A 21,943-nucleotide genomic window follows, 5' to 3' on the forward strand; every position below is an offset into this window, starting at 1 on the left:
AATGTATAAGATTTTAGTTGTTGATGACTCTGCACTCATGAGAAGGATTATCTGTGATATTATAAACGCGGATAATGATTTTCGTGTAATCGACGTTAGTGCAGACGGCGAGGACGCTTACAACAAAATAAAGAACAATTCTTACGATTTGGTTGTGTTGGATATGGTATTGCCAAAGCTTCCGGGTGTTGCACTCCTTGAGAAGCTCTACAATGAAAAAGTAGCATGCAATGCTGTACTTATCAGCTCATCCTTGAAAGAGGATGCTGACAGCACGATGAAAGCTATGGAATATGGTGCTTTAGATTTTGTAGTTAAGCCTATTCGTTCTAGTGGTGAAACAAGAGAAATCTTTGGCAAACAATTAGTAGACTCTCTACATAATGTTATTAAATCTAGAGCTTTCAGACCATCAGCTTCAAAGACCGGGTTTGCATCAGCTACCCAGGCAGTTGGAGAATCAAGAAGGAATACTGTTGAAAGGCTTGCAGGAGTTCGTAGTAGACTAGCAGAGGCAAAAGGAGTTGGTAGTGCGCAAACCAATCCACCAGAGCCTAAAGCTCAGCCTATAGCAAAGCCATTAGTATCTAATGATAGACCAACAGTACCAAAGGGCACCGGAGTTAGAACCAAAAAGATTATAGCTTTGGCTTGCTCAACAGGAGGTCCACAGGCACTACATACTTTTGTGCCAATGCTTCCTGCAAACCTATCTGTGCCGCTTGTTCTGGTTCAGCATATGCCAGAAGGCTTTACAGCTTCACTAGCTGCGAGACTTGACCAAATCTCCGGCATCAAAGTGAAAGAAGCGGAAGATGGAGAATTCTTTAAACCAGGTGTTGTTTATATCACTCCTGGAGGTAAGCACATGAAAATCTGCGAAGACGGAAGTCGCGCAGCCTATTGTCAGCTTGATGACAGTCCACCTGTAAATAGCTTGAAGCCATGTGCAGATGTAATGTATCAGTCATTGGCTAAATCAAGCTTTGATGAGATTATTTGTGTTGTGCTTACGGGTATGGGCGCAGATGGTTCAGAGGGTATTAGATATTTGAACCAGTACAAAAAGACTTACGTTATTTCGCAAGAAGCTTCCACATGTGTTGTGTATGGAATGCCGAAGGCGGTGGAACAGGGCGGATTATCAAATGAAGTTGTTCCACTTAAATCAGTAGCAAATTCAATAGTAAAGAAACTTGGAGGTTTGTAAGATGGATGTAAGTCAGTATTTAGATATCTTTATCGACGAGACAAGTGGTCATATTCAGAGCCTTTCCGACAATATTATGGAGTTGGAAAAGGAGCCAGATAACAAGGATGTTGTTAATGAAATCTTCCGTGCAGCTCACTCTTTAAAGGGTATGGCTGGTACAATGGGATTCAAGAGAATGCAGCATCTTACCCACGATATGGAAAACGTTTTCCAGGAAGTAAGAAACGATAATGTAAAGGTTAATTCTTCACTTATCGATATTCTTTTCAAGTGCTTGGATGCTATCGAAGCATACTTGGATACTGTTAAAGCGACATCTAATGAGGGTACAGAAGAAAATGAAGCCCTTATTAAGCTTTTAAATGATTACCTTACACAGGCTGAAGGTGGTGAAGCACCAGCAGATGCAGCTCCTGCAGAATCAGCAGAGCCAGCAGCTGAAGCATCATCAGACGCAGCAGATGGCCCATTATTCAAGCAAATTAAGCTTGATCCTGAGGCTATTGAAAAGTTAAAGGGTGAAAAGCAGTTATATGGATTCACAATCCATATCAACAAAGAATGTTTGCTTAAGGCAGCTAGAGCTTTCCTTGTATTCAAAGCAGTTGAAGACTTTGGTACAATTATGGCCTTTGATCCTAGCTCTTCAGATATTGAAGATGAGAAATTCGAATTTGATTTCTCATTTATCTTATCTACAGAAGCAGAATTAGATCCAATTCTCGAAGCAGTTAAGGCTGTTTCTGAAATTGAATCTGTAGAGGCAGAAAAAGTAACACCTGAAATGTACGAAAAGAAGGAAGAGGAATCAGCACCAGCAGAAGCGGCTCCAGCAGAGGCAGCAGCACCTGCAGCTCCAGCAGCACCTGCACCAGCACCAGCTGCTAAGCCAGCAGCACCTGCAGCTAAGGCAGGTGGCAAGAATCAGCCTGCTAACAAGCCAGTTACTTCTCGTACAATTCGTGTAGATATTGAAAAGCTTGACGCTTTGATGAACCAGGTATCTGAGCTTATTATTGCAAAGAACTCACTTGCTTCTCAAAGCAATGCATCTGGCGAGATTGATGGCCAGACATTACATGAAAATATCGAATACCTCGAGAGAATTACAACAAACCTTCACGAGTCAGTTATGAAGGTTCGAATGGTTCCAATCGAATCTGTAGTTGCTAAATTCCCTCGTATGATTCGTGACCTTGATAGAAAGCTCAATAAGCCAATGGAGCTTGTTATGACTGGTGAGGACACAGAGCTTGATAGAACTGTTGTTGATCAGCTTGGTGATCCACTTCAGCATTTACTTCGTAACTCTGCTGACCATGGTATTGAGTCTCCAGAGGATAGACGCGCAGCTGGCAAGCCAGAAAAAGGAACAATTTTCCTTAACGCTTTCCAGGAAGGCAACAACGTTATCATCGAAGTTGGTGATGATGGTGGCGGAATTAACACAGATAAGGTTCGTGATAAGGCTGTTGAGCGTGGATTAGTTACACCAGAAGAAGCAGAGAACCTTTCACAGAAAGAGATTATCGACTTCCTGTTTATGCCTTCATTCTCTATGGCAAAGCAGATTACAGATATCTCTGGTCGAGGCGTTGGTCTTGACGTTGTTAAGAGTAATATAGAAGCACTTGGCGGTGATGTAACTGTTAAATCAGTTATGGGTGAGGGATCTACATTTACAGTTAGACTTCCACTTACACTTGCTATTATTCAGGCTCTTATGGTTGAAATCAGAGATGAAAAATATGCAATCGCACTTGCTTCAATTATGAACATTGAAAATATACCTAAGTCTGAAATCAAGTACGTTGAATCTAAGGAGGTTATCCACCTTAGAGGACAGGTTATTCCTCTTATTCACTTGGATAATATTCTTGATTTGGAGCCAAAGGAAAGCGACGAAGATACAATGACAGTTGTTATTTGTAAGAAGGGTGATACTCTTGGTGGTATTATCGTTGACAACCTTATTGGCCAGTTAGAAATCGTTATTAAGTCACTTGGTAAGCTTGACAACAACAAACTCATCAGCGGTGCTACAATCCTTGGTGATGGTGAAATCGCTATGATTCTTGATGTCAATGCAGTTATTTAATAGGAGGTGAGACCATGTCAGATTTAGCTATGTATGATGTAGTTGAAAAAGAAAAAAAGCAATACATTGTAGTAAAAATAGGCGGCGAGCATTATGGTATCGACATTTCCTATATTGATAACATTGTTCGTATGAGTAAAATCACAAGAGTTCCAAAGGCTCCTTCTTACTACAGAGGAGTTATCAATCTTCGAGGCGAAGTTGTTCCAGTTATGAGTCTTCGTAGAAGAATGAATCTTGATGATGATGAGTTTACAGATGCATCTAGAATTATTATTCTTAAGCTTGATGGCGGCGGATTAATGGGTGTTATCGTAGACGAGGTTAAGGAAGTTCTTTCATTATCAGAAGATGATATTGAGGCTCCTTCATCTACACTTAAGAGCAAGAATTCATTCATTAACGGTGTAGGAAAGAATGGAGATGAGCTTATTTCTATTTTCGAAATTAGCTCAATTATTGGGGAGAACGATGCTTCTTAAAGGGAGGTAAGTATGCTCACATTAGATGAGGTTAATTCAAAATATTTTGACGTTCTCAAGGAAATAGGTAATATTGGCGCTGGCAATGCAACAACTGCCATCGCCAATATGCTTGGCCTAAGAATCGATATGAGCGTTCCAGAGGTGGCTTTTTTGCCAGTTGAGGATTTAGGCTCAGCGATTGGAGCAGAGGACGAAATTATAGTAGGCATTATGCTTGGTGTTGAACAGGACATCGATGGTTCCATGATGTTCCTTATGGATATGGCATCAGCTCATCATATTGTTAACAAGCTTATGATGAGAGATGATAGCTATGCTGAGCCATTCGACGAGATGGATTTATCAGCAATTAAGGAAATCGGAAACATTATTGCAGGATCTTATTTGTCCGCACTTTCAGGACTTACAAATCTTACAATAGTTCCTTCAGTACCTTTTGTAGCAGTTGATATGGCAGCAGCTATTCTTTCTGTGCCTGCAGTACAATTCGGTATATTCGGAGATAATGCACTGATGATCAATACAGAATTCTCTGATGATTTGGGAATCAAGGGGCATTTTATTTTGATGCCAGAAGAAGATTCTTATGCGAAAATATTAACGGCACTTGGTGTACCAATCTAAGGAGAGTGAGAGTATGGGGCAGATGATTAAAGTCGGCATGGCCGATCTAAAAATATGTAAAGCTCCGGATGCACTGACTACAATTGGTCTCGGTTCGTGTATTGGAATTGCATTATATGATCCATCTACAAAAATTACTGGCTTGGCACATATAATGTTGCCTGATAGCACAGCTATTCGCAATAATTCAAATATTGCGAAGTTTGCAGATACAGGCATACAGAAGCTTTATGATGATATGCTTAAAGCTGGGGCAAATAAAATGAAGCTAGTAGCAAAAATAGCAGGGGGCGCTAAGATGTTTGAAATGCCTGGCGCGTCCGCTGCTGGCATTAATGTCGGGGAGAGAAATGCAGAGGCTTCAAAAGCGAAGCTAAAGGAGCTTGGAGTTAGGCTTATTGCTGAAGATTGCGGCTTGAATTATGGTCGTACAGTTGAGATTTATAGCGAAACTGGAGAGTACTATATAAAAGCAGTTGGCAAAGAGCTTAAGATTATTTAAAATATATAATAAGTGGTTGGAGGAACAAATGAATACTAAGCCTATTCCTATAATAATTACGCTAGCAGCAGCGCTTATATCTTGTGTTGTTTCAATTGTACAAAGGGCTGGCTTTTCAGTTTTCCTCAGCCGTCTAGTTATTGTAGTTGCCATTTTTTTAGTAATGGGAACTATCATTAAAATGGTGCTTGATTATTCCTTCCGTACATTAGAACCACCAGCTTCCATTGATGATCAATTGGACGGCGTAGTTCCGGATGCAGGGGATATTGAGCAAACAGAAGAAATCGACACCACAGAGGACAACTCGTTAGAATCAGAGGAAGGCTAAATATTTCTGATTAAACGTTACTAAAGGGGGCATAAATGAAGGCAACTGACAAGGAAAAGCTTTGGGACAAATATAAGGTTAGCCCATCCCCAGAGCTTAGAGAGCAGTTAATACTTGAATATGCATCGCTTGTTAAAATTGTTGCAGGACGTCTTTGTATGTACTTGGGTAACACCGTTGAATACGAGGATTTATGCAGCTATGGTATCTTTGGCCTCATTGATGCGATTGATAAGTTTGACTTGGCAAAGGATGTTAAATTCGAAACATATGCAAGTCTTCGTATCAGAGGATCCATTTTAGATCAGATTCGTAAAATGGATTGGATTCCACGTACAATCAGACAGCGTCAGCGTATGATTGATGATGCAATCAAGACAATTGAAGCTCGCACTGGACACAGTGCTTCGGACGAGGAAGTCGCAGCAGAATTAAATATATCTTCTGATGAATTTTTGAAATGGCAATCACAGCTTAATGTTACTAATGTTGTTTCATTGAATGAATTTGTTGAAGCTGGAAATGAACCGGTTATGGAAGCAGAACACAATTCTCATTTCATTCAGCCAGAAGACAACATTTCTAAGCAGGAGCTTACTCAAAAGTTACAAGAGGCATTAGATAAACTTACAGAAAAAGAAAAACAAGTCATTCTTTTGTATTATTACGAAGATATGACTTTAAAAGAAATAAGTGCAGCTCTTGAGGTTTCAGAATCAAGAGTATCACAACTCCATACCAAGGCCCTTCAAAAGATGAGAGGATCACTTGGAGAATACATGGGGATACTAATAAAATAGTGTTGGCAGTTTAATTGTGTGGTATTCCATAGGGAGGGAATGTTATGTCAATTAGTCCTATTAATTTTAACGGAATGATCCAAAACACCAACGAGATTAGCCATACAAAGGCTACTGAGGATCAAAAGCCAATGCTTCAGCAGGAAGTTTTGACGCAGACCGTCGAAAAGAAGCAGGAGCAGCAAGCCAAACAGGTCAATGATCTTTACAACGCAAAGCGTACTGAAGACAAATATGACCGTGAAGGCAATGGCAAAGGTTATGAAGGAAATAAAAAACGTAAACCCTCTAAGATTAAACAAGAAGAAAAGCTAGAAGGTGATGGAAAGGTATCTGAGAAGCCTACACCTTCATTTGATATGAGAGTTTAATAGGGGGACTGAAATGACCGTTCTTGAAATTACACTCCTAATCATAGGCTTAGCCTTTTGTATTGGGAGTTTTTTTGTGTCTGAAAAGTTATCAAGCAAAGACAAAGAAAATCTTCAAAAGCTTACAAAAGAGCAAATAGAAGAAATTATAAAAGACAAAATGGCTGATGCAAAGGTAGAAATGGAAGATAAGCTTTCTGCTACAATTGATGAGGCCATTGAAGAAATGGATCGAAAAACAGATAAAGAAACAAACGAGAAGATTATGCAAATCTCTCAGTATTCAGATACAGTTTTGGAATCTGTTGACAAGTCCCATAAAGAAGTTACATTCATGTATTCAATGCTTAATGAAAAGCAGCAGGATACAGTTGATATGACTAAAAAGCTTTCAGATTTAGAAGATACACTTGTTGCTTTGGATTCATCTATTGCTAAGAAGCTTGATTTACTTCGCGATAGAGAAATCGAAATATCCGAAGAAAAGCAAAAGCTAGAGCAGGCCAAAATCGAATTTGAGGCTCAATCTACTGAAAGCAAGGCAGCTGAGCCAGTATCATTTACTGAGGCTTTGGCTGAAAAATTTGCAGATGAAACAGTTCGACCAAAGCAAAATGATAATCTTGAAATCCTAACACTTCACGATGAAGGTCTTAGCGAAGTTGAGATAGCTAAGAAGCTTGGTAGAGGTTTAGGCGAAGTTAAATTTGTTCTCGGATTATATCAGGAGGGCAAATAATGAGACTTAAATATTACATGAGAGGTATAGGCATAGGTGTTATTTTTGCAACACTTGTGCTTTCCATTAGTTTTTATTTCGGTAGAACTGATTTTTCTTCAAAGGAAATGACTAATGAAGAAATAATTGAAAAAGCAACAGAGCTTGGAATGGTTATGCCGGAAGACGAGGCATCTGAAGAGGAAACTCAGGATGAAACATCTGAAGACGATGCAGCCGCTTCTGAGGAACAACCAACAGAAGAAGCAGCGCCTGAAGAGACAGAAGAGACTGAAACTGAAAATGAAAATGAACCTGTTGTAGAAAGCTCTGAGTCTACAGTTAAATACATTCCGTTTACAGTGAACAGCGGAGAGTCATCAGATACAGTTGCAGCTAATCTTTATAAGGCAGGTTTGGTTGATTCTGCATCGGAATTCAACGACTACATGAATACGCTAGGGGTTGATAACAGAATTCAGTCCGGCACATTCTATGTAAGAGCAGATAGTACATACGATGATATTATTGTTTTACTTGTTAACAAAGATCATAGAACAACAACACCACCCACTGAGTAACACCTAATAATAGGTGTTGCATGGTGGGTTTTTTTATGGTAAACTTTTAGAGCTGTTGAAAATACACGCATAAGGACTGACATTGGTTCCCAACCTACAGTAGGCGGGGTGGTTGTCAGGAGGAATTATGCGGAAGAAACAAACCAGGAGGTATTAAAATGAGTGTTATTTCAATGAAGCAGTTACTCGAGGCAGGTGTTCACTTTGGACATCAGACACGTAGATGGAACCCTAAGATGGCTCCATACATCTACACAGAGCGTAATGGTATCCACATTATCGACCTTCAGAAGTCTGTAGGTATGGTAGACGATGCTTACGATGTTATCTTCGACATCGCACAGCAGGGTGGTACAATCCTTTTCGTAGGTACAAAGAAGCAGGCTCAGGATGCTATCGCTACAGAGGCAGAGCGTTGCGGTATGTTCTATGTAAACGAGAGATGGCTCGGTGGTATGCTTACAAACTTTAAGACAGTTCAGACAAGAATCGCTCGTCTTAAGGAAATCGAGAAGATGGAAGCAGACGGAACATTTGACCTTCTTCCAAAGAAGGAAGTTACTCAGCTCAAGAAGGAGCAGGAGAAGCTTACAAAGGTTCTCGGCGGTATCAAGGAAATGAACCGTATTCCAGATGCTATTTTTGTTATTGATCCTAAGAAGGAGCACATTTGTATCCAGGAAGCACACGCACTTGGTATTCCACTTGTAGGTGTTTGTGATACTAACTGTGATCCAGATGAGCTTGATTACGTTATCCCAGGTAACGATGATGCTATCCGTGCAGTTAAGCTTATCGTTGCTAAGATGGCAGACGCTGTTATCGAAGCAAAGCAGGGTGAAATGAATGAGGTTGCTGAGGAGTCAGCAGAAGCAGAAGAGGAGGCATAATTATGGCAGCTATTACAGCAGCAATGGTAAAAGACCTTCGCGAGCAGTCTGGCGCAGGTATGATGGATTGTAAGAAAGCACTCGCTGAGTGTGATGGTGATATGGATGCAGCTTTCGAGCTCCTTCGTAAGAACGGTGCTGCAAAGGCTGAAAAGAAAGCATCTCGTATCGCTGCAGAGGGTATTTGCAAAGTTGTAGTTGAAGGCAATACAGCTGTTGTTCTTGAGGTTAACTCAGAGACAGATTTCGTTGCTAAGAACGAGAAGTTCCAGGCATATGTTGAGAAGGTTGCAAACCAGATCCTTAAGTCTGATGTTACTACAATCGATGAGTTACTTGCTCAGCCATGGGCAGAGGATTCATCAAAGACAGTTAATGACGTACACGTTGAGATGGTAGCTACAATCGGCGAGAAGCTTTCACTTCGTCGTTTCGAGAAGGTAGTATCTGACGGATTCGTTGTTTCTTACACACACGGTGGTGGACGTATCGGCGTTATCGTTGATATGGCTGGCGCTGAGAGTGATGCAGCTAAGGAAGCAGCTACAAATCTTGCTATGCAGATTGCAGCTCTTAATCCTAAGTATGTTAGCCGTGATGAAGTATCAGCTGATTATATTGCTCACGAGAAGGAAATCCTTCTTGCTCAGATTATGAACGATCCTAAGGAGTCACAGAAGCCTGAGAAGGTTATCAATGGCATGATCGAAGGTCGTGTATCTAAGGAGCTTAAGGAAATCTGCTTACTTGATCAGGTTTATGTTAAGGCAGAGGATGGAAAGCAGACAGTTGCTAAGTACTTAGAGCAGGTTTCTAAGGAGACAGGTTCTGAGCTCAACGTCAAGAGATTCGTTCGTTTTGAGACAGGCGAAGGTCTTGAGAAGAAGGTTGAGGATTTCGCAGCAGAGGTTGCAGCTCAGCTTTAATTTCAAATTTGTTTTCTTTAAAGAGTCCACATTTAGTGGGCTCTTTATTTTTTACCCCCTTTATATTGAGAAATCGTTGTGATAAAATAAAAGAGAAATTTTTATGGGGAGGATTTTGTTTTGGAGAGTTCATTTGAGGGGCTTGAGAGACAAAGGGCAAAGCGCAGACGCGTTGCCAGAATGAAAAAATTTATTGTCACTACTGTTTTAGTATTTATGCTTCTTACAATTTCTGTAATGAGCTTCCTTTTGTTTGAGGTTTTCTCTTTGCAGAGGCAGTTGGATAACCTTGCTAAGCAGGTTTATGTTACTACTGATGTAGAGAATGAAGATGAAATGGTGGATGACAGTATATTGGATGATGTCTACCAAGTTGATAACGTTGATAATATTGCTGAAGAGGGTGATATACCTATGGTATATCTCACATTCGATGATGGACCTAGCAGCAACACAGATGAAATATTAGATATTTTAGACGATTATAATGTAAAGGCTACATTCTTTGTTTGTGGCAAGGATTTAGAGCTTTACGGTGAACAATACAAACGCATCGTGGACGAAGGTCATACTATTGGTATGCACTCATATAGCCATAATTTTGGCGAGATATATGCGTCAGAGGATGCTTTTGCACAAGATTATAACAAAATTCATAATTTAATATTAGAAACTACTGGTGTTGACACTAAATATTATCGTTTTCCAGGAGGAAGTAGTAATAAGGTCAGCACTACAAGCATGTCTACATTCATTAATTACTTAAATAATCAGGGCGTTGTATACTACGATTGGAATGTTGCTTCGGGAGATGCTACATCTTCTGCGTTTACAACAGAACAGCTTATTGATAATGTAATGAAGGATGTGGTAAAATACAAAACGTCTGTAGTATTGTTGCATGACGCTTCAAATAAAAATGCGACAGTTGAGGCTTTACCTGGATTGATTGAATCTTTACAAGAGCAGGGGGCCATGATTTTACCAATCACAGATGAAACAACCGTTATACAGCACGTAAACGTTGTACAATAAAATGTTATGGAGGAATTGTAATGGGCTTTTTTAAGGATTTCAAAGAGGATTTTAATGACGCTTTAGACGAAATGGCTGGCGCAGAAGAGACATCTACAGAAGAAGTTATGGTTAATACCTTAGATGGCGATATTGACGTTGAGTCAGAGCTTAACAAGCTTGATGGTCTTTTAGAGCAGGTCACTAAAAAGGTTGAAACACCAGCTGAAAAGCAGGCAGAGGCTCCTGTTACTACAGAGCCAGTTGAGGAGAAAAAGTCTTTCTTCTCAGAGACAAAGAAAGAAACTAAGATGGAGGCACCAAGAACAATGGATGTTATGGGAAATGCTGCTGATACTAACAGAGCAGTTGCAGATGAGAATGCAGTTATTACAGCAGGAATGAAGGTTACAGGTAATGTAGAATCAATCGGTTCTATCGAAGTACAGGGAGAAATTGTAGGAGATGTTGCATGTAATGGCAAGCTTGTTGTTACAGGTAAGGTTAATGGTAACTCATCATCTTCAGAGTTCTTCGCTGACGCTGCAAAGATCGAAGGCGAAGTAGTTACAACAGGTACAGCAAAGGTTGGCGTTGGTTCAGTTATCATCGGTAACATTACAGCTACATCAGCAGTTATCGCAGGTGCTGTAAAGGGTGATATCGATGTTAATGGTCCAGTAGTTGTTGATACATCAGCAGTTGTTATGGGCAACATTAAGTCTCGTTCAGTACAGATTAACAATGGTGCTGTTATCGAAGGCTTCTGCTCACAGAGCTACTCAGATGTTGATGTAAACAGCGTATTCGCAATCTAATAGATAAAGGATTATTACAAATGAAGAGAGTATTACTTAAGCTTAGTGGAGAAGCACTTTCAGGTGATAAGGGGTTTGGATTTGACGAAGCTACATGTATGATGGTAGCAAAGCAGGTTAAGAAGCTTGTAGATGATGGTGTTCAGGTTGGTGTCGTTATCGGCGGCGGCAATTTCTGGAGAGGCCGTTCATCAGAAAACATTGATCGTACAAAGGCAGACCAGATTGGAATGCTTGCTACAGTTATGAACTGTATCTATGTATCTGAAATCTTCAGAACAGCAGGCATGCGTACAGCAGTACTTACACCTTTTGAGTGTGGCAATTGCTCAAAGCTTTATTCTAAGGATAGAGCAAACAAGTATTTCGAAAGAGGAATGGTTGTATTCTTTGCAGGTGGTACAGGTCATCCATATTTTTCAACAGATACAGCTACAGTACTTCGTGCAGTAGAAATCGAAGCAGATGTTATTCTTCTTGCTAAGTCAATTGATGGTGTATATGACAGTGACCCAGCTAAGAATCCTGATGCAAAGCGTTATGATAAGGTTAGCATACAGGAAGTTATCGATAAAAAGCTTCAGGTTGTTGATATGACTGCTTCTGTTATTGCAATGGAGCAGCAGATGCCAATGTACGTATTCTCTCTTAATGAAGAGGATTCTATAGTAAAAGCAATTTCAGGCAAATTTAATGGCACAGTTGTGTGTGTTAAGGAGGATTAATGGATAATATACTTTCAACTTACGAGGAGAAAATGACAAAGAGCTACAATAATCTCGAAAGCGAGTTTACAACTATTCGAGCAGGTAGAGCTAATCCACATATTCTTGACAAGATTACTGTTGATTATTATGGAGCACCAACTCCACTTCAGCAGGTTGCTAATATTTCTGTTCCTGAGCCAAGACTTATTCAGATTCAGCCTTGGGAGCCATCATTGGTAAAGGAGATTGAAAAGGCAATTAATATGTCTGATATTGGTATCAATCCTACAAACGATGGTAAGCTTATTCGTTTGGTTTTCCCAGAGCTTACAGAAGAGCGTCGTAAGGAAATTGCCAAAGATGTTAAAAAGCATGGCGAAGATGCAAAGGTTGCTATTCGTAACATCCGTAGAGATGCTATCGATCAGTTAAAGAAGCATTCAAAGGATGAAGGCGTTTCTGAGGATGAGATAAAGGACCTTGAGGATAAGTGCCAAAAGATGACTGACAAGTTCATCGCTGAGGTAGATAAAGCTGTTGAGGCTAAGACAAAAGAGATTATGACAGTTTAAACTAGTCTATTTATGGGGCACAGTTATTGTGCCCTTTTTCATTATATTTTATTTTGGAGGTGCTATGAACGTACCAGAGCATATAGCTATAATACTTGATGGAAATGGCAGATGGGCCAAATCAAAAGGAATGCCTCGTACATACGGACACACTGTAGGGGCAAAAAATGTCGAAACCATTTGTAGAGCAGCACATGATTTAGGAGTAAAATATGTTACTATGTACGCTTTCTCTACCGAAAACTGGTCTAGACCTGACGATGAAGTTAAAGCTCTTATGAAGCTTTTAGGGGAATATATAAAGACTTGTATGAAGACCGCCAAAAAGGATAACTTACGGGTTAGATTTATTGGTGATTTGACAAAGCTGGATGACAAACTTAGAGCAGCTATTGCTGAGCTTACAGAGTATTCATCACAGTTTACAGGTCTTACACTTACTATTGCTATAAATTATGGTAGTAGAGACGAAATGACTAGAGCAATTCGAAAGGTTGCTGAGGATGTTAAAGCTGGCAATATCAATTCAGAAGATATTACAGAGGATGTTTTTTCAAGCTACTTAGACACTAGGGATATCCCTGATCCAGATTTTATGATTAGAACATCTGGCGAGCAGCGTCTTTCAAACTATCTATTGTGGCAATTAGCATATTCCGAGTTCTACTTTACACCTGTTCCATGGCCAGAGTTCACACCAGAGGAGCTTAAAAAGGCAGTAGAGGAATATGATAAGAGAAACCGTAGATTCGGTGGTATATAGGAAGGATTATATATGTTTATTACTAGATTAATTAGTGGAATTATTCTTGTAGCTCTTGCACTTTTATTTATTTGCACAGGTGGAGATGTTCTTTTAGCAGTAATGCTAGTTTTGTCTCTCATCGGCATGTTCGAGCTATACAGAATCTTTAAAGTTGAAAAGAGTCTACCTGGAATACTAGGATATCTCGCTTGTATTACATACTATTTAGATTTAAGATTTCAATTTTGCCAGGATGTTATGGTGATTGTCCTTGCATTTTTGATTCTGCTTTTAGCTGTATTCGTGTTTAGCTATCCAAAGTTCCATAGTCATCAGATTATGGCAGCATTCTTTGGCTTATTCTACGTAGGAGTGATGCTTTCATTCCTCTACCAGACACGAATGCTTACAAATGGACAGTTTATTGTATGGCTTATTTTCCTTTGTTCTTGGGGATGCGATACATCTGCATACTGTGTAGGCGTATTGTTTGGAAAGCACAAGATGTCTCCAATTCTTTCTCCTAAGAAATCTATCGAAGGAGCAGTTGGTGGAGTAGTTGGTGCAATGTTATTTACAGCGATTTACTGCTACGTTATTTCAGCAGTATTCAAGATGGATGACTTTGCAATCCTTCCACTTGTAATTATTTCAGGAGTTGGCGCTTTAATTTCCATGGTAGGTGATTTAGCTGCTTCAGCCATTAAGCGCAATTTCGAAATAAAAGATTATGGAAAATTGATTCCAGGACATGGTGGAGTGCTGGATAGATTTGATAGCGTAATTATCACAGCACCTATTATTTTCTTCTTAGCTTATTATTTTTACGTATAAAGAGGTAGTAAAATGTCACAGAAGTTAGCTTTACTTGGTTCAACAGGTTCTATTGGAACCCAGACATTGGACATAGTTTCACAAAATCCAGAGGATTTGCAGGTAGTTGCAATGTCCTGCGGAAAGAATCTAGATTTGTTTGAAAAGCAAATCAGAAAGTATCATCCTACACTTGTTTCTGTGGGAACAGAGGAGCTTGCAAAGGATTTAAAGACAAGACTTTCTGATATGGATATAGATATTCATTTTGGAATGGAAGGACTTATTGCTGTTGCCACTTGTGAAGAGGCTGACACTGTAGTTACTGCCGTAGTTGGAATGATTGGAGTTCAGCCTACTATTGCGGCTATCAATGCCAAAAAGACAATTGCTTTAGCAAACAAAGAGACACTTGTTACTGCAGGTCATATCATTATGCCTCTTGCAAAGGAAAAGGGTGTTTCTATTCTACCGGTTGATAGCGAACACAGTGCTATTTTCCAATCATTAAATGGAGAAAGACACAATAAAATTTCAAAGATTCTTCTTACTGCTTCAGGCGGTCCTTTTAGAGGAAAGACTCTTGAGCAGTTAGAGAATGTTAGAGTAGAAGATGCATTGAAGCATCCAAACTGGTCTATGGGCGCAAAAATCACTATCGATTCTGCCACAATGATCAACAAGGGTTTGGAAGTTATGGAAGCTAAGTGGCTATTCGATGTAAATCTTAGCCAGGTTGAGGTTGTGGTGCATCCACAGAGCGTGCTTCATTCTGCTGTTGAATTTATGGATGGAGCGGTAATTGGCCAGATGGGCACACCAGATATGAGATTGCCAATCCTTTATGCTCTATTTTATCCAAACCGTAAGACTCTTTACGCAGAGCCTTTAGATTTATTCAAAGTAGGTTCACTTACATTTGAAAAGCCGGATATGGAAACTTTCTATGGCCTTTCTTTGGCTTATGATGCAATGGATGCAGGTGGAAATGTTCCTACTGTTTTCAATGCTGCCAATGAAAGAGCAGTTGCAAAGTTTTTAAATAATAAAATCAAGTTTTTGGAGATACCAGAAATCGTATCAGAAGCAATGATTAATGTAGATTTCATTGAGAATCCTACAATCGAACAGGTTCTTGAAACTGAAAAGATGACTTACGATTTCATTGAGAGCAGGTGGTAAAAATGAAGATTATTCTAGCTATACTAATTTTTAGTTTCATTATTATTTTTCATGAGCTAGGACATTTTCTTTTTGCAAAGAAGTGCGGGGTTAAGGTTAATGAATTTACTTTGGGTCTTGGCCCAACTCTGATTTCTTGGGGAAAAGGCGAAACAAAATATTGTTTAAAGCTTCTTCCATTCGGTGGTTCTTGCGTTATGGAAGGAGAGGATGAAGAAAGCGATAGTGATAGAGCATTTAATAAAAAATCCCTATGGGAGAGATTCCAAATCGTTTTCGCTGGTCCTTTATTTAACTTTATTTTGGCTTATATACTTTCTGTTGTTTACATAGCAGCTTTAGGTGTAAATGACGCTACCATATCTGATGTTATGGAAGGCTATGCAGCTGAAGAAGCAGGCATGGAGGCTGGAGATACAATCATTAGTATTAATGGCTATAATGTTCATTTTTACAATGAAATAAGCATCTACACATTCCTTCATGCTGATGCGGATAGTTACGATATTGTTTATTCACGTGATGGTGAAAAGTATGAGACTGAGTTAGTGCCTACTTATTCTGAAGAAACCGGCAGAAAAATGATTGGCATTATCAAGAATGCGGATTACAAAAAGGTATCACCAATTGGTGTTTTAAAATACGCAGCTTACGAAATCAAATATCAGATTTACGTTACATTATCTAGCTTAAAGATGTTATTTACAGGTCAGATTTCTGTAAATGAAGTATCAGGTCCTGTAGGAGTTGTTACTACCATTTCTGATGTTTATGATCAATCAATAAGCAGTGGCTTGTTTTACGTATTTATCAATCTATTATCAATCGCAATACTTCTTACTGCCAACCTTGGCGTTATGAACTTATTGCCATTCCCAGCCCTTGATGGGGGAAGAATTCTTTTGTTTATTATCGAAGGAATTAGAGGCAAGAAGATGAAGCCAGAGATTGAAAACGGTATCAATCTGGTGGGATTTACATTATTGATGGTTTTAATGATTGTTGTTATGTACAACGATATTCTTAAGCTTATGTAGAGGTAATATTATGAAGACTACTGAAGTTAAAATTGGAAATAGAGTTATAGGTGGAGGAAATCCAATTCTTATCCAGTCTATGACAAATACAAAAACACAGGATGTAGAGGCAACAGTTGCACAGATTCTTCAGCTCGAAAAGGCTGGCTGTGATATTATTCGTTGCGCTGTACCTGACATGGAAGCAGCAAAGGCTCTTGGCAAAATCAAAGAGCAGATTCACATCCCTCTTGTTGCCGATATTCATTTTGATTACAGACTTGCTATAGCAGCAATTGAAAATGGAGCTGACAAGATTCGTATTAATCCTGGAAATATTGGAAGCGAAGATCGTATTAAGGCTGTTGTTGATGCTGCAAAAGCAAAGAATATTCCTATTCGAGTAGGAGTTAATTCAGGATCTCTCGAAAAGAATCTTGTTGAAAAATATGGTGGAGTTACAGCTGAAGGCCTTGTAGAGTCAGCCTTAGATAAGGTTGCTATTATCGAGCGCCTTGGATACGACAATCTTGTAATCAGCATCAAATCATCTGATGTTATGATGTGTGTTAAGGCTCACGAATTGATTGCAGACAAGACAACACATCCACTTCATGTTGGTATTACAGAAGCAGGCACAATCAAAGCCGGAAATATCAAGAGTGCATGTGGCTTATCAATGATTCTTTCACAGGGAATTGGCGATACTATCCGTGTTTCACTTACAGGTGACCCTATCGAAGAAATTAAGACAGCAAAGCTTATTCTTCGTACACTTGGTCTTAGAAAGGGCGGAATCGAAGTTGTATCATGCCCAACATGTGGACGTACACAGATAGATTTAATTGGACTTGCAAATAAAGTAGAGAATCTTGTTGAAGAGTTCTCAGATTTAGATATAAAAGTAGCTGTTATGGGCTGCGTAGTTAATGGACCAGGAGAGGCTAAGGAAGCTGATTTAGGTGTTGCTGGAGGCATTGGAGAAGGCCTTCTTATAAAGCATGGCGAAGTCGTTCGCAAGATGCCTGAGAGTGAGCTTCTAAATGCATTACGTGAGGAGCTTACAAACTGGCCACGGAGATAATGATATGGATCAAATGAGTTTTTATGAAGTTTTCCCTAATATGGAAGCGGGGAATGATTTGGATACAGCCCTTAGTGACGCTACTGTCACTAAGGTAAGTACCGGTCGTTCGAAGGATGATATTCGTATATACGTTACTTTCAATACCCTTATTCCTAAGCGCCGTATCTGGCATTTGGAAAAATCTATTAAAAAACAATTCTTCCCTAATAATGGTGTTACAATTCGAATCCTTGAAGAATTCGATTTATCAAGTCAGTACACACCTGAAAATCTTTTAAATTCATATAATGATAGTATTTTAGAGGAGCTAGAGGATAGAAGTGCTCTTCTTTTTAACATATATAAAAAAGCAGATTTAGACTTTACTGAAGACGGTCATCTTAAAGTAACTATCGAAGATACGATAATTGCCCGCGAGAAAGAGCATGAGCTGTTTGATATTCTTCATTCCATTCTTTGTCGCAGATGTCATCAGAATATTGTTATTGATTTCGATTATAAAGAGCCTGTTAAAAGCAAGTATCTTGAGAACGCAATTCTCGAAATCGAAAACAAAATCGCTGCAATCAATGCGCAAAGCGTTAGTCATGAGTCATCTGACGACGATAATTCTGGTTCTGATAATTCCGACAAGAAAAAGGATGCAGATAACAAGAAGCCACAGGAGGCTGAGACAAAAGTTATTAAGCCACTTACAAAATCTGACGATCCTGATTGTATTTACGGCAATGAAATCTTCGATAATGCAACTCCAATGGAGGACATTAACGGCGAGCTTCTTGGACCAATCATTATCCGTGGACAGCTTACAGCTCTTGAGTTTAGAGAGACAAAGAAGGGCGGATATTTTGGAACTGGTGCTATGACCGACTTTACCGACTCTATTTCTATCAAGCTTTTCTTCAGTGATGCAGATCAGGGACGTGAGTTAGAGAAGGCTCTTAAAGTTGGAGAGTTCTATAAGATAGCAGGTAAGCTTGATGAAGATATTTATTCAAAGGAGCTTACAGTCGGTCGAATCAATTCTATCAACAGAATTCGAGATTTCAGAGTTACCAGACAGGATACTGCAGTAGATAAGCGTGTTGAGCTCCACTGCCATACAAAGATGTCTGATTTCGATGGTGTATCCGAAATCACCACAATTATCAGTAGGGCAAAGGAGTGGGGACACAAGGCGCTTGCTATTACAGACCATGGTGTTGTGCAGGCTTTCTGTGATGCGGATCATATGAAGGGTCTTGGAGATTTCAAGGTTATCTACGGATGCGAAATATATCTTGTAGATGATACAAAGCTTATTGTTACCAACGATAAGGGCCAGACTTTACGAGATGAGTTTGTCGTTTTTGATATAGAGACTACAGGTTTCAATCCTAAGACATGCAAGATAATTGAAATTGGTGCTGTTAAGTTTGTAAATGGAGAAATTGTTGATAGATTTTCTGAGTTCGTAAACCCACAGGTGCCAATCCCATTCAACATAACAGAGCTCACTTCGATTAAGGACGAAATGGTAGAGGATGCCCCTACAATCGATGTGATCCTTCCAAAGTTTATGGAGTTCTGTAAAGGTTCTGTTTTAGTTGCACACAACGCTGGATTTGATACCAGCTTCATTAGATACAACTGTAAGCAACTGGGACTTGAATATGACTACACCCATGTAGACACAGTTGAGGTTGCAAGATACTTACATCCAAATATGGCTAGGTTCAACCTTGATGCTGTATGTAAGGCAGAAAATATTGTAAACGAGCATCATCATAGAGCAGTTGATGACGCAGAGGCTACAGCAAAGGTATTTGAAAAGTTCATTACAAAGCTTGAAAATGAAAAGATTTTCACTTTATCAGAGCTTAATGACCATAGTAAACCAGGCCCAGAGCAGATAAAGAAAATGCGTGCAAATCACTGTATTGTTCTTGCAAAGAACGATTTAGGTCGTATTAATCTTTATAGATTGGTTTCAGAATCACACCTTTATTACTTCAGCAGATATCCTAGAGTGCCAAAGAGCTTGCTGATGGAGTGCAGAGAGGGACTGATTATTGGTTCTGCCTGCGAGGCTGGTGAATTATACGATGCCATCGTTGATGGAAGAGATGAATCAGAGATTATGCGTATAGCTAATTTCTACGATTATCTTGAGATTCAGCCTGTTGGCAACAACGAATTCATGATTCGTTCTGATAAACGTAAATACGAAAATATCAATTCTGTAAAGGATTTACAGGAAATTAATAAGCAGATTGTTGCCTTAGGAGATGAGCTTAAAAAGCCTGTTGTTGCTACCTGCGATGTGCATTTCCTTGATCCTGAGGACGAAGTATATCGTCGTATTATCATGGCCAACAAGGGCTTTGATGATGCGGACCAGCAGGCACCTCTATATCTTCATACTACAGATGAGATGCTTGAGGAATTTGCTTACCTGGGACTGGCTAAGGCACATGAAGTAGTTGTAGAAAATACTAATATGATTGCTGAGATGGTGGAGCGAATCCATCCGGTTCGTCCTGATAAATGTCCACCTGTAATCGAGCATTCAGAGGAAGATTTGCGTCGTATTTGCGAAACAAGAGCACATGAGGTGTATGGACCAGAGCTTCCTGAAATAGTATCAGCCAGACTTGAGAGAGAGCTTAACTCTATCATCGGTAATGGATACTCCGTTATGTACATTATCGCCCAGAAGCTTGTTTGGAAGTCGAACGAGGATGGATATCTGGTAGGTTCACGTGGTTCCGTAGGTTCATCCTTTGCAGCAACAATGGCTGGTATTACAGAGGTTAACCCACTTCCTCCACATTACAGATGTCCAGAATGCTTCTATGTAGATTTTGACGGTCCAGAAGTAAAGGAAACAATCGATAAAGGTCTTTCAGGTGTCGATATGCCGGACAAGATTTGCCCTAATTGTGGCAAGCCTTTAGCAAAGGATGGATTTGATATCCCATTCGAAACTTTCCTTGGATTCAAGGGAGATAAGGAGCCTGATATCGATCTTAACTTCTCCAATGAGTATCAGTCAAAGGCACATAAGTATACTGAAGTTATTTTCGGTGACGGACAGACATTCAAGGCCGGAACTGTGTCTACACTTGCTGATAAAAACGCCGTAGGTTATGTTCTTAAGTACTTTGATAAGCGAGATATTAGAAAGCGACGTGCTGAAAACGAACGTATTGCAAAGGGTGTTGAAGGTGTTAAGTCTACTACAGGTCAGCATCCAGGTGGTGTAGTAGTTCTTCCTAATGGTGAGGATATTTATTCCTTCACACCAGTTCAGCATCCAGCTAATAAAGATACAGATATTGTTACAACACACTTTGATTACCATAAAATCGATGCCAACCTTCTGAAGCTTGATATCTTAGGACATTTGGATCCTACCATGATCAAGCGACTTGAGGATTTGACTGGAATTGATGCAACAAAGATTCCTCTTGATGACAAGGATGTTATGTCTTTGTTCCAAAGCACTAAGGCTCTTGGCATTACACCAGATGACATTATGGGAACACCACTTGGAACTCTTGGAATTCCAGAGTTCGGTACTGATTTCGCTATGCAGATGCTTGTTGAGGCAAAGCCTCAATACTTCACTGACTTAGTTCGAATCGCCGGACTGGCCCATGGTACTGACGTATGGCTAGGAAATGCTCAGGACCTTATCTTAAATGGTGTTGCCACTATCACTGAGGCTATTTGTACTCGTGATGATATCATGGTATATCTGATTCATATGGGCCTTGACCCTGCTGAATCATTTACCATCATGGAGCGAGTTCGTAAGGGTATTGTCGCTAAAGGTAAATGCGATGAGTGGCCTACATACAAACAGCATATGCAAGAGCATGGTGTTCCAGATTGGTACATCGGTTCCTGTGAAAAAATTAAATACATGTTCCCTAAAGCCCATGCTGCCGCATACGTTATGATGGCTTGGCGTGTTGCTTACTGTAAAATAAATTATCCTTTAGCATACTATGCAGCATTCTTCTCAATCAGAGCCGGTGGTTTTGATTATGAAAAGTGTTGTCAGGGTAAGGCTAGATGTGAGCAGGAGATTAAGTACTACAAATCTCAGCCAGATTTATCAGCTACCGATAAGGATATTTTGATTGCACTTAGATTGTGTCAGGAGATGTATGCCCGTGGATTTGAATTTTTACCTATGGACCTATACCAATCTGACTCAAGATACTTTAAAATAGTAGATGGGAAGCTTCTTCCACCATTCAATGTTATTTCCGGAATGGGTGATAAGGCTGCTGAGCAGTTACAGATTGCTGCCAGCCAAGGAAAGTTCTTATCACAAGACGAGATTCGCGATAGAGGAAAGGTATCACAGACTATTCTTGATAAAATGGTTGAGCTTGGAATCGTAAAAGATCTTCCAAAATCAAATCAGCTTTCACTATCAGACTTTTTTAATTTTTAATTT

General features: G+C 39.6%; 22 protein-coding genes. All 22 read left to right on the forward strand.

The genetic code is table 11. The features are described from left to right. Position 1 precedes the first annotated feature (1 nt). The 22 genes from cheB to T375_RS01835 all read left to right on the forward strand — a co-directional run bounded on the left by cheB (position 2) and on the right by T375_RS01835 (position 21,940). Positions 2-1,210: a chemotaxis-specific protein-glutamate methyltransferase CheB gene (gene cheB / locus T375_RS01730; RefSeq protein ID WP_044934160.1), complete on the forward strand. Its 1,209-nt coding sequence runs from the start codon at positions 2-4 to the stop codon at positions 1,208-1,210. A 1-nt stretch (position 1,211) separates the two neighbouring features. Continuing rightward, the gene (locus T375_RS01735) at positions 1,212-3,311 is read left to right on the forward strand and encodes a chemotaxis protein CheA (RefSeq protein ID WP_044934163.1); all 2,100 of its coding nucleotides are present in this window, start codon (positions 1,212-1,214) and stop codon (positions 3,309-3,311) included. 14 nt (positions 3,312-3,325) lie between these two features. Beyond that, a complete protein-coding gene (locus T375_RS01740) occupies positions 3,326-3,793 on the forward strand; it encodes a chemotaxis protein CheW (protein ID WP_044934166.1) in 468 nt (155 codons plus the stop codon). A 12-nt stretch (positions 3,794-3,805) separates the two neighbouring features. Then, complete coding sequence (locus T375_RS01745; protein WP_044934169.1) at positions 3,806-4,420, forward strand: chemotaxis protein CheC; 615 nt, start codon at positions 3,806-3,808, stop codon at positions 4,418-4,420. A 13-nt stretch (positions 4,421-4,433) separates the two neighbouring features. After that, positions 4,434-4,922: a chemotaxis protein CheD gene (locus T375_RS01750; RefSeq protein WP_044934172.1), complete on the forward strand. Its 489-nt coding sequence runs from the start codon at positions 4,434-4,436 to the stop codon at positions 4,920-4,922. 28 nt (positions 4,923-4,950) lie between these two features. Further along, positions 4,951-5,253 carry a hypothetical protein gene (locus T375_RS01755; protein WP_044934175.1) on the forward strand — a complete coding sequence of 101 codons (303 nt, stop codon included), beginning with the start codon at positions 4,951-4,953 and terminating at the stop codon, positions 5,251-5,253. Positions 5,254-5,288: 35 nt separating this feature from the next. Beyond that, entirely contained in the window at positions 5,289-6,053 is a 765-nt protein-coding gene (locus tag T375_RS01760) for a FliA/WhiG family RNA polymerase sigma factor (protein ID WP_044934177.1), read from the forward strand. A gap of 44 nt (positions 6,054-6,097) precedes the next feature. After that, a complete protein-coding gene (locus T375_RS01765; RefSeq protein ID WP_044934180.1) occupies positions 6,098-6,424 on the forward strand; it encodes a hypothetical protein in 327 nt (108 codons plus the stop codon). Between the two features lie 76 nt (positions 6,425-6,500). After that, a complete protein-coding gene (locus tag T375_RS13055; RefSeq protein ID WP_143064493.1) occupies positions 6,501-7,163 on the forward strand; it encodes a DUF6115 domain-containing protein in 663 nt (220 codons plus the stop codon). After that, positions 7,163-7,723: an endolytic transglycosylase MltG gene (locus tag T375_RS01775; protein WP_044934183.1), complete on the forward strand. Its 561-nt coding sequence runs from the start codon at positions 7,163-7,165 to the stop codon at positions 7,721-7,723. Before T375_RS13055 ends, T375_RS01775 begins: the two co-directional genes overlap by 1 nt. A 158-nt stretch (positions 7,724-7,881) precedes the next feature. Then, positions 7,882-8,613 (forward strand): 30S ribosomal protein S2, encoded by a 732-nt coding sequence (gene rpsB / locus T375_RS01780; protein ID WP_033154000.1) that lies wholly within the window; start codon positions 7,882-7,884, stop codon positions 8,611-8,613. A gap of 2 nt (positions 8,614-8,615) precedes the next feature. Further along, positions 8,616-9,539 carry a translation elongation factor Ts gene (gene tsf / locus T375_RS01785; protein ID WP_044934186.1) on the forward strand — a complete coding sequence of 308 codons (924 nt, stop codon included), beginning with the start codon at positions 8,616-8,618 and terminating at the stop codon, positions 9,537-9,539. A 120-nt stretch (positions 9,540-9,659) separates the two neighbouring features. Then, entirely contained in the window at positions 9,660-10,574 is a 915-nt protein-coding gene (locus T375_RS01790) for a polysaccharide deacetylase family protein (RefSeq protein WP_044934189.1), read from the forward strand. 20 nt (positions 10,575-10,594) lie between these two features. Beyond that, positions 10,595-11,371 (forward strand): polymer-forming cytoskeletal protein, encoded by a 777-nt coding sequence (locus T375_RS01795; RefSeq protein ID WP_044934191.1) that lies wholly within the window; start codon positions 10,595-10,597, stop codon positions 11,369-11,371. Positions 11,372-11,391: 20 nt separating this feature from the next. After that, positions 11,392-12,096 carry a UMP kinase gene (gene pyrH, locus T375_RS01800; protein ID WP_044934193.1) on the forward strand — a complete coding sequence of 235 codons (705 nt, stop codon included), beginning with the start codon at positions 11,392-11,394 and terminating at the stop codon, positions 12,094-12,096. After that, entirely contained in the window at positions 12,096-12,650 is a 555-nt protein-coding gene (gene frr / locus T375_RS01805) for a ribosome recycling factor (protein ID WP_044934197.1), read from the forward strand. Before pyrH ends, frr begins: the two co-directional genes overlap by 1 nt. Positions 12,651-12,714: 64 nt before the next feature. After that, positions 12,715-13,413: an isoprenyl transferase gene (locus tag T375_RS01810; RefSeq protein WP_044934200.1), complete on the forward strand. Its 699-nt coding sequence runs from the start codon at positions 12,715-12,717 to the stop codon at positions 13,411-13,413. Between the two features lie 12 nt (positions 13,414-13,425). Next, complete coding sequence (locus T375_RS01815; RefSeq protein WP_044934204.1) at positions 13,426-14,229, forward strand: phosphatidate cytidylyltransferase; 804 nt, start codon at positions 13,426-13,428, stop codon at positions 14,227-14,229. Between the two features lie 12 nt (positions 14,230-14,241). Continuing rightward, complete coding sequence (locus T375_RS01820; protein WP_044934206.1) at positions 14,242-15,390, forward strand: 1-deoxy-D-xylulose-5-phosphate reductoisomerase; 1,149 nt, start codon at positions 14,242-14,244, stop codon at positions 15,388-15,390. A gap of 2 nt (positions 15,391-15,392) precedes the next feature. After that, positions 15,393-16,427 (forward strand): RIP metalloprotease RseP, encoded by a 1,035-nt coding sequence (gene rseP / locus T375_RS01825; protein ID WP_044934208.1) that lies wholly within the window; start codon positions 15,393-15,395, stop codon positions 16,425-16,427. Between the two features lie 10 nt (positions 16,428-16,437). Beyond that, positions 16,438-17,490 (forward strand): flavodoxin-dependent (E)-4-hydroxy-3-methylbut-2-enyl-diphosphate synthase, encoded by a 1,053-nt coding sequence (gene ispG / locus T375_RS01830; protein WP_044934210.1) that lies wholly within the window; start codon positions 16,438-16,440, stop codon positions 17,488-17,490. A gap of 4 nt (positions 17,491-17,494) precedes the next feature. Continuing rightward, positions 17,495-21,940: a PolC-type DNA polymerase III gene (locus T375_RS01835; RefSeq protein ID WP_044934213.1), complete on the forward strand. Its 4,446-nt coding sequence runs from the start codon at positions 17,495-17,497 to the stop codon at positions 21,938-21,940. Positions 21,941-21,943: the final 3 nt, after the last annotated feature.

Source organism: Pseudobutyrivibrio sp. LB2011 (assembly GCF_000701765.1).
Lineage (GTDB): Bacteria > Bacillota > Clostridia > Lachnospirales > Lachnospiraceae > Pseudobutyrivibrio > Pseudobutyrivibrio ruminis.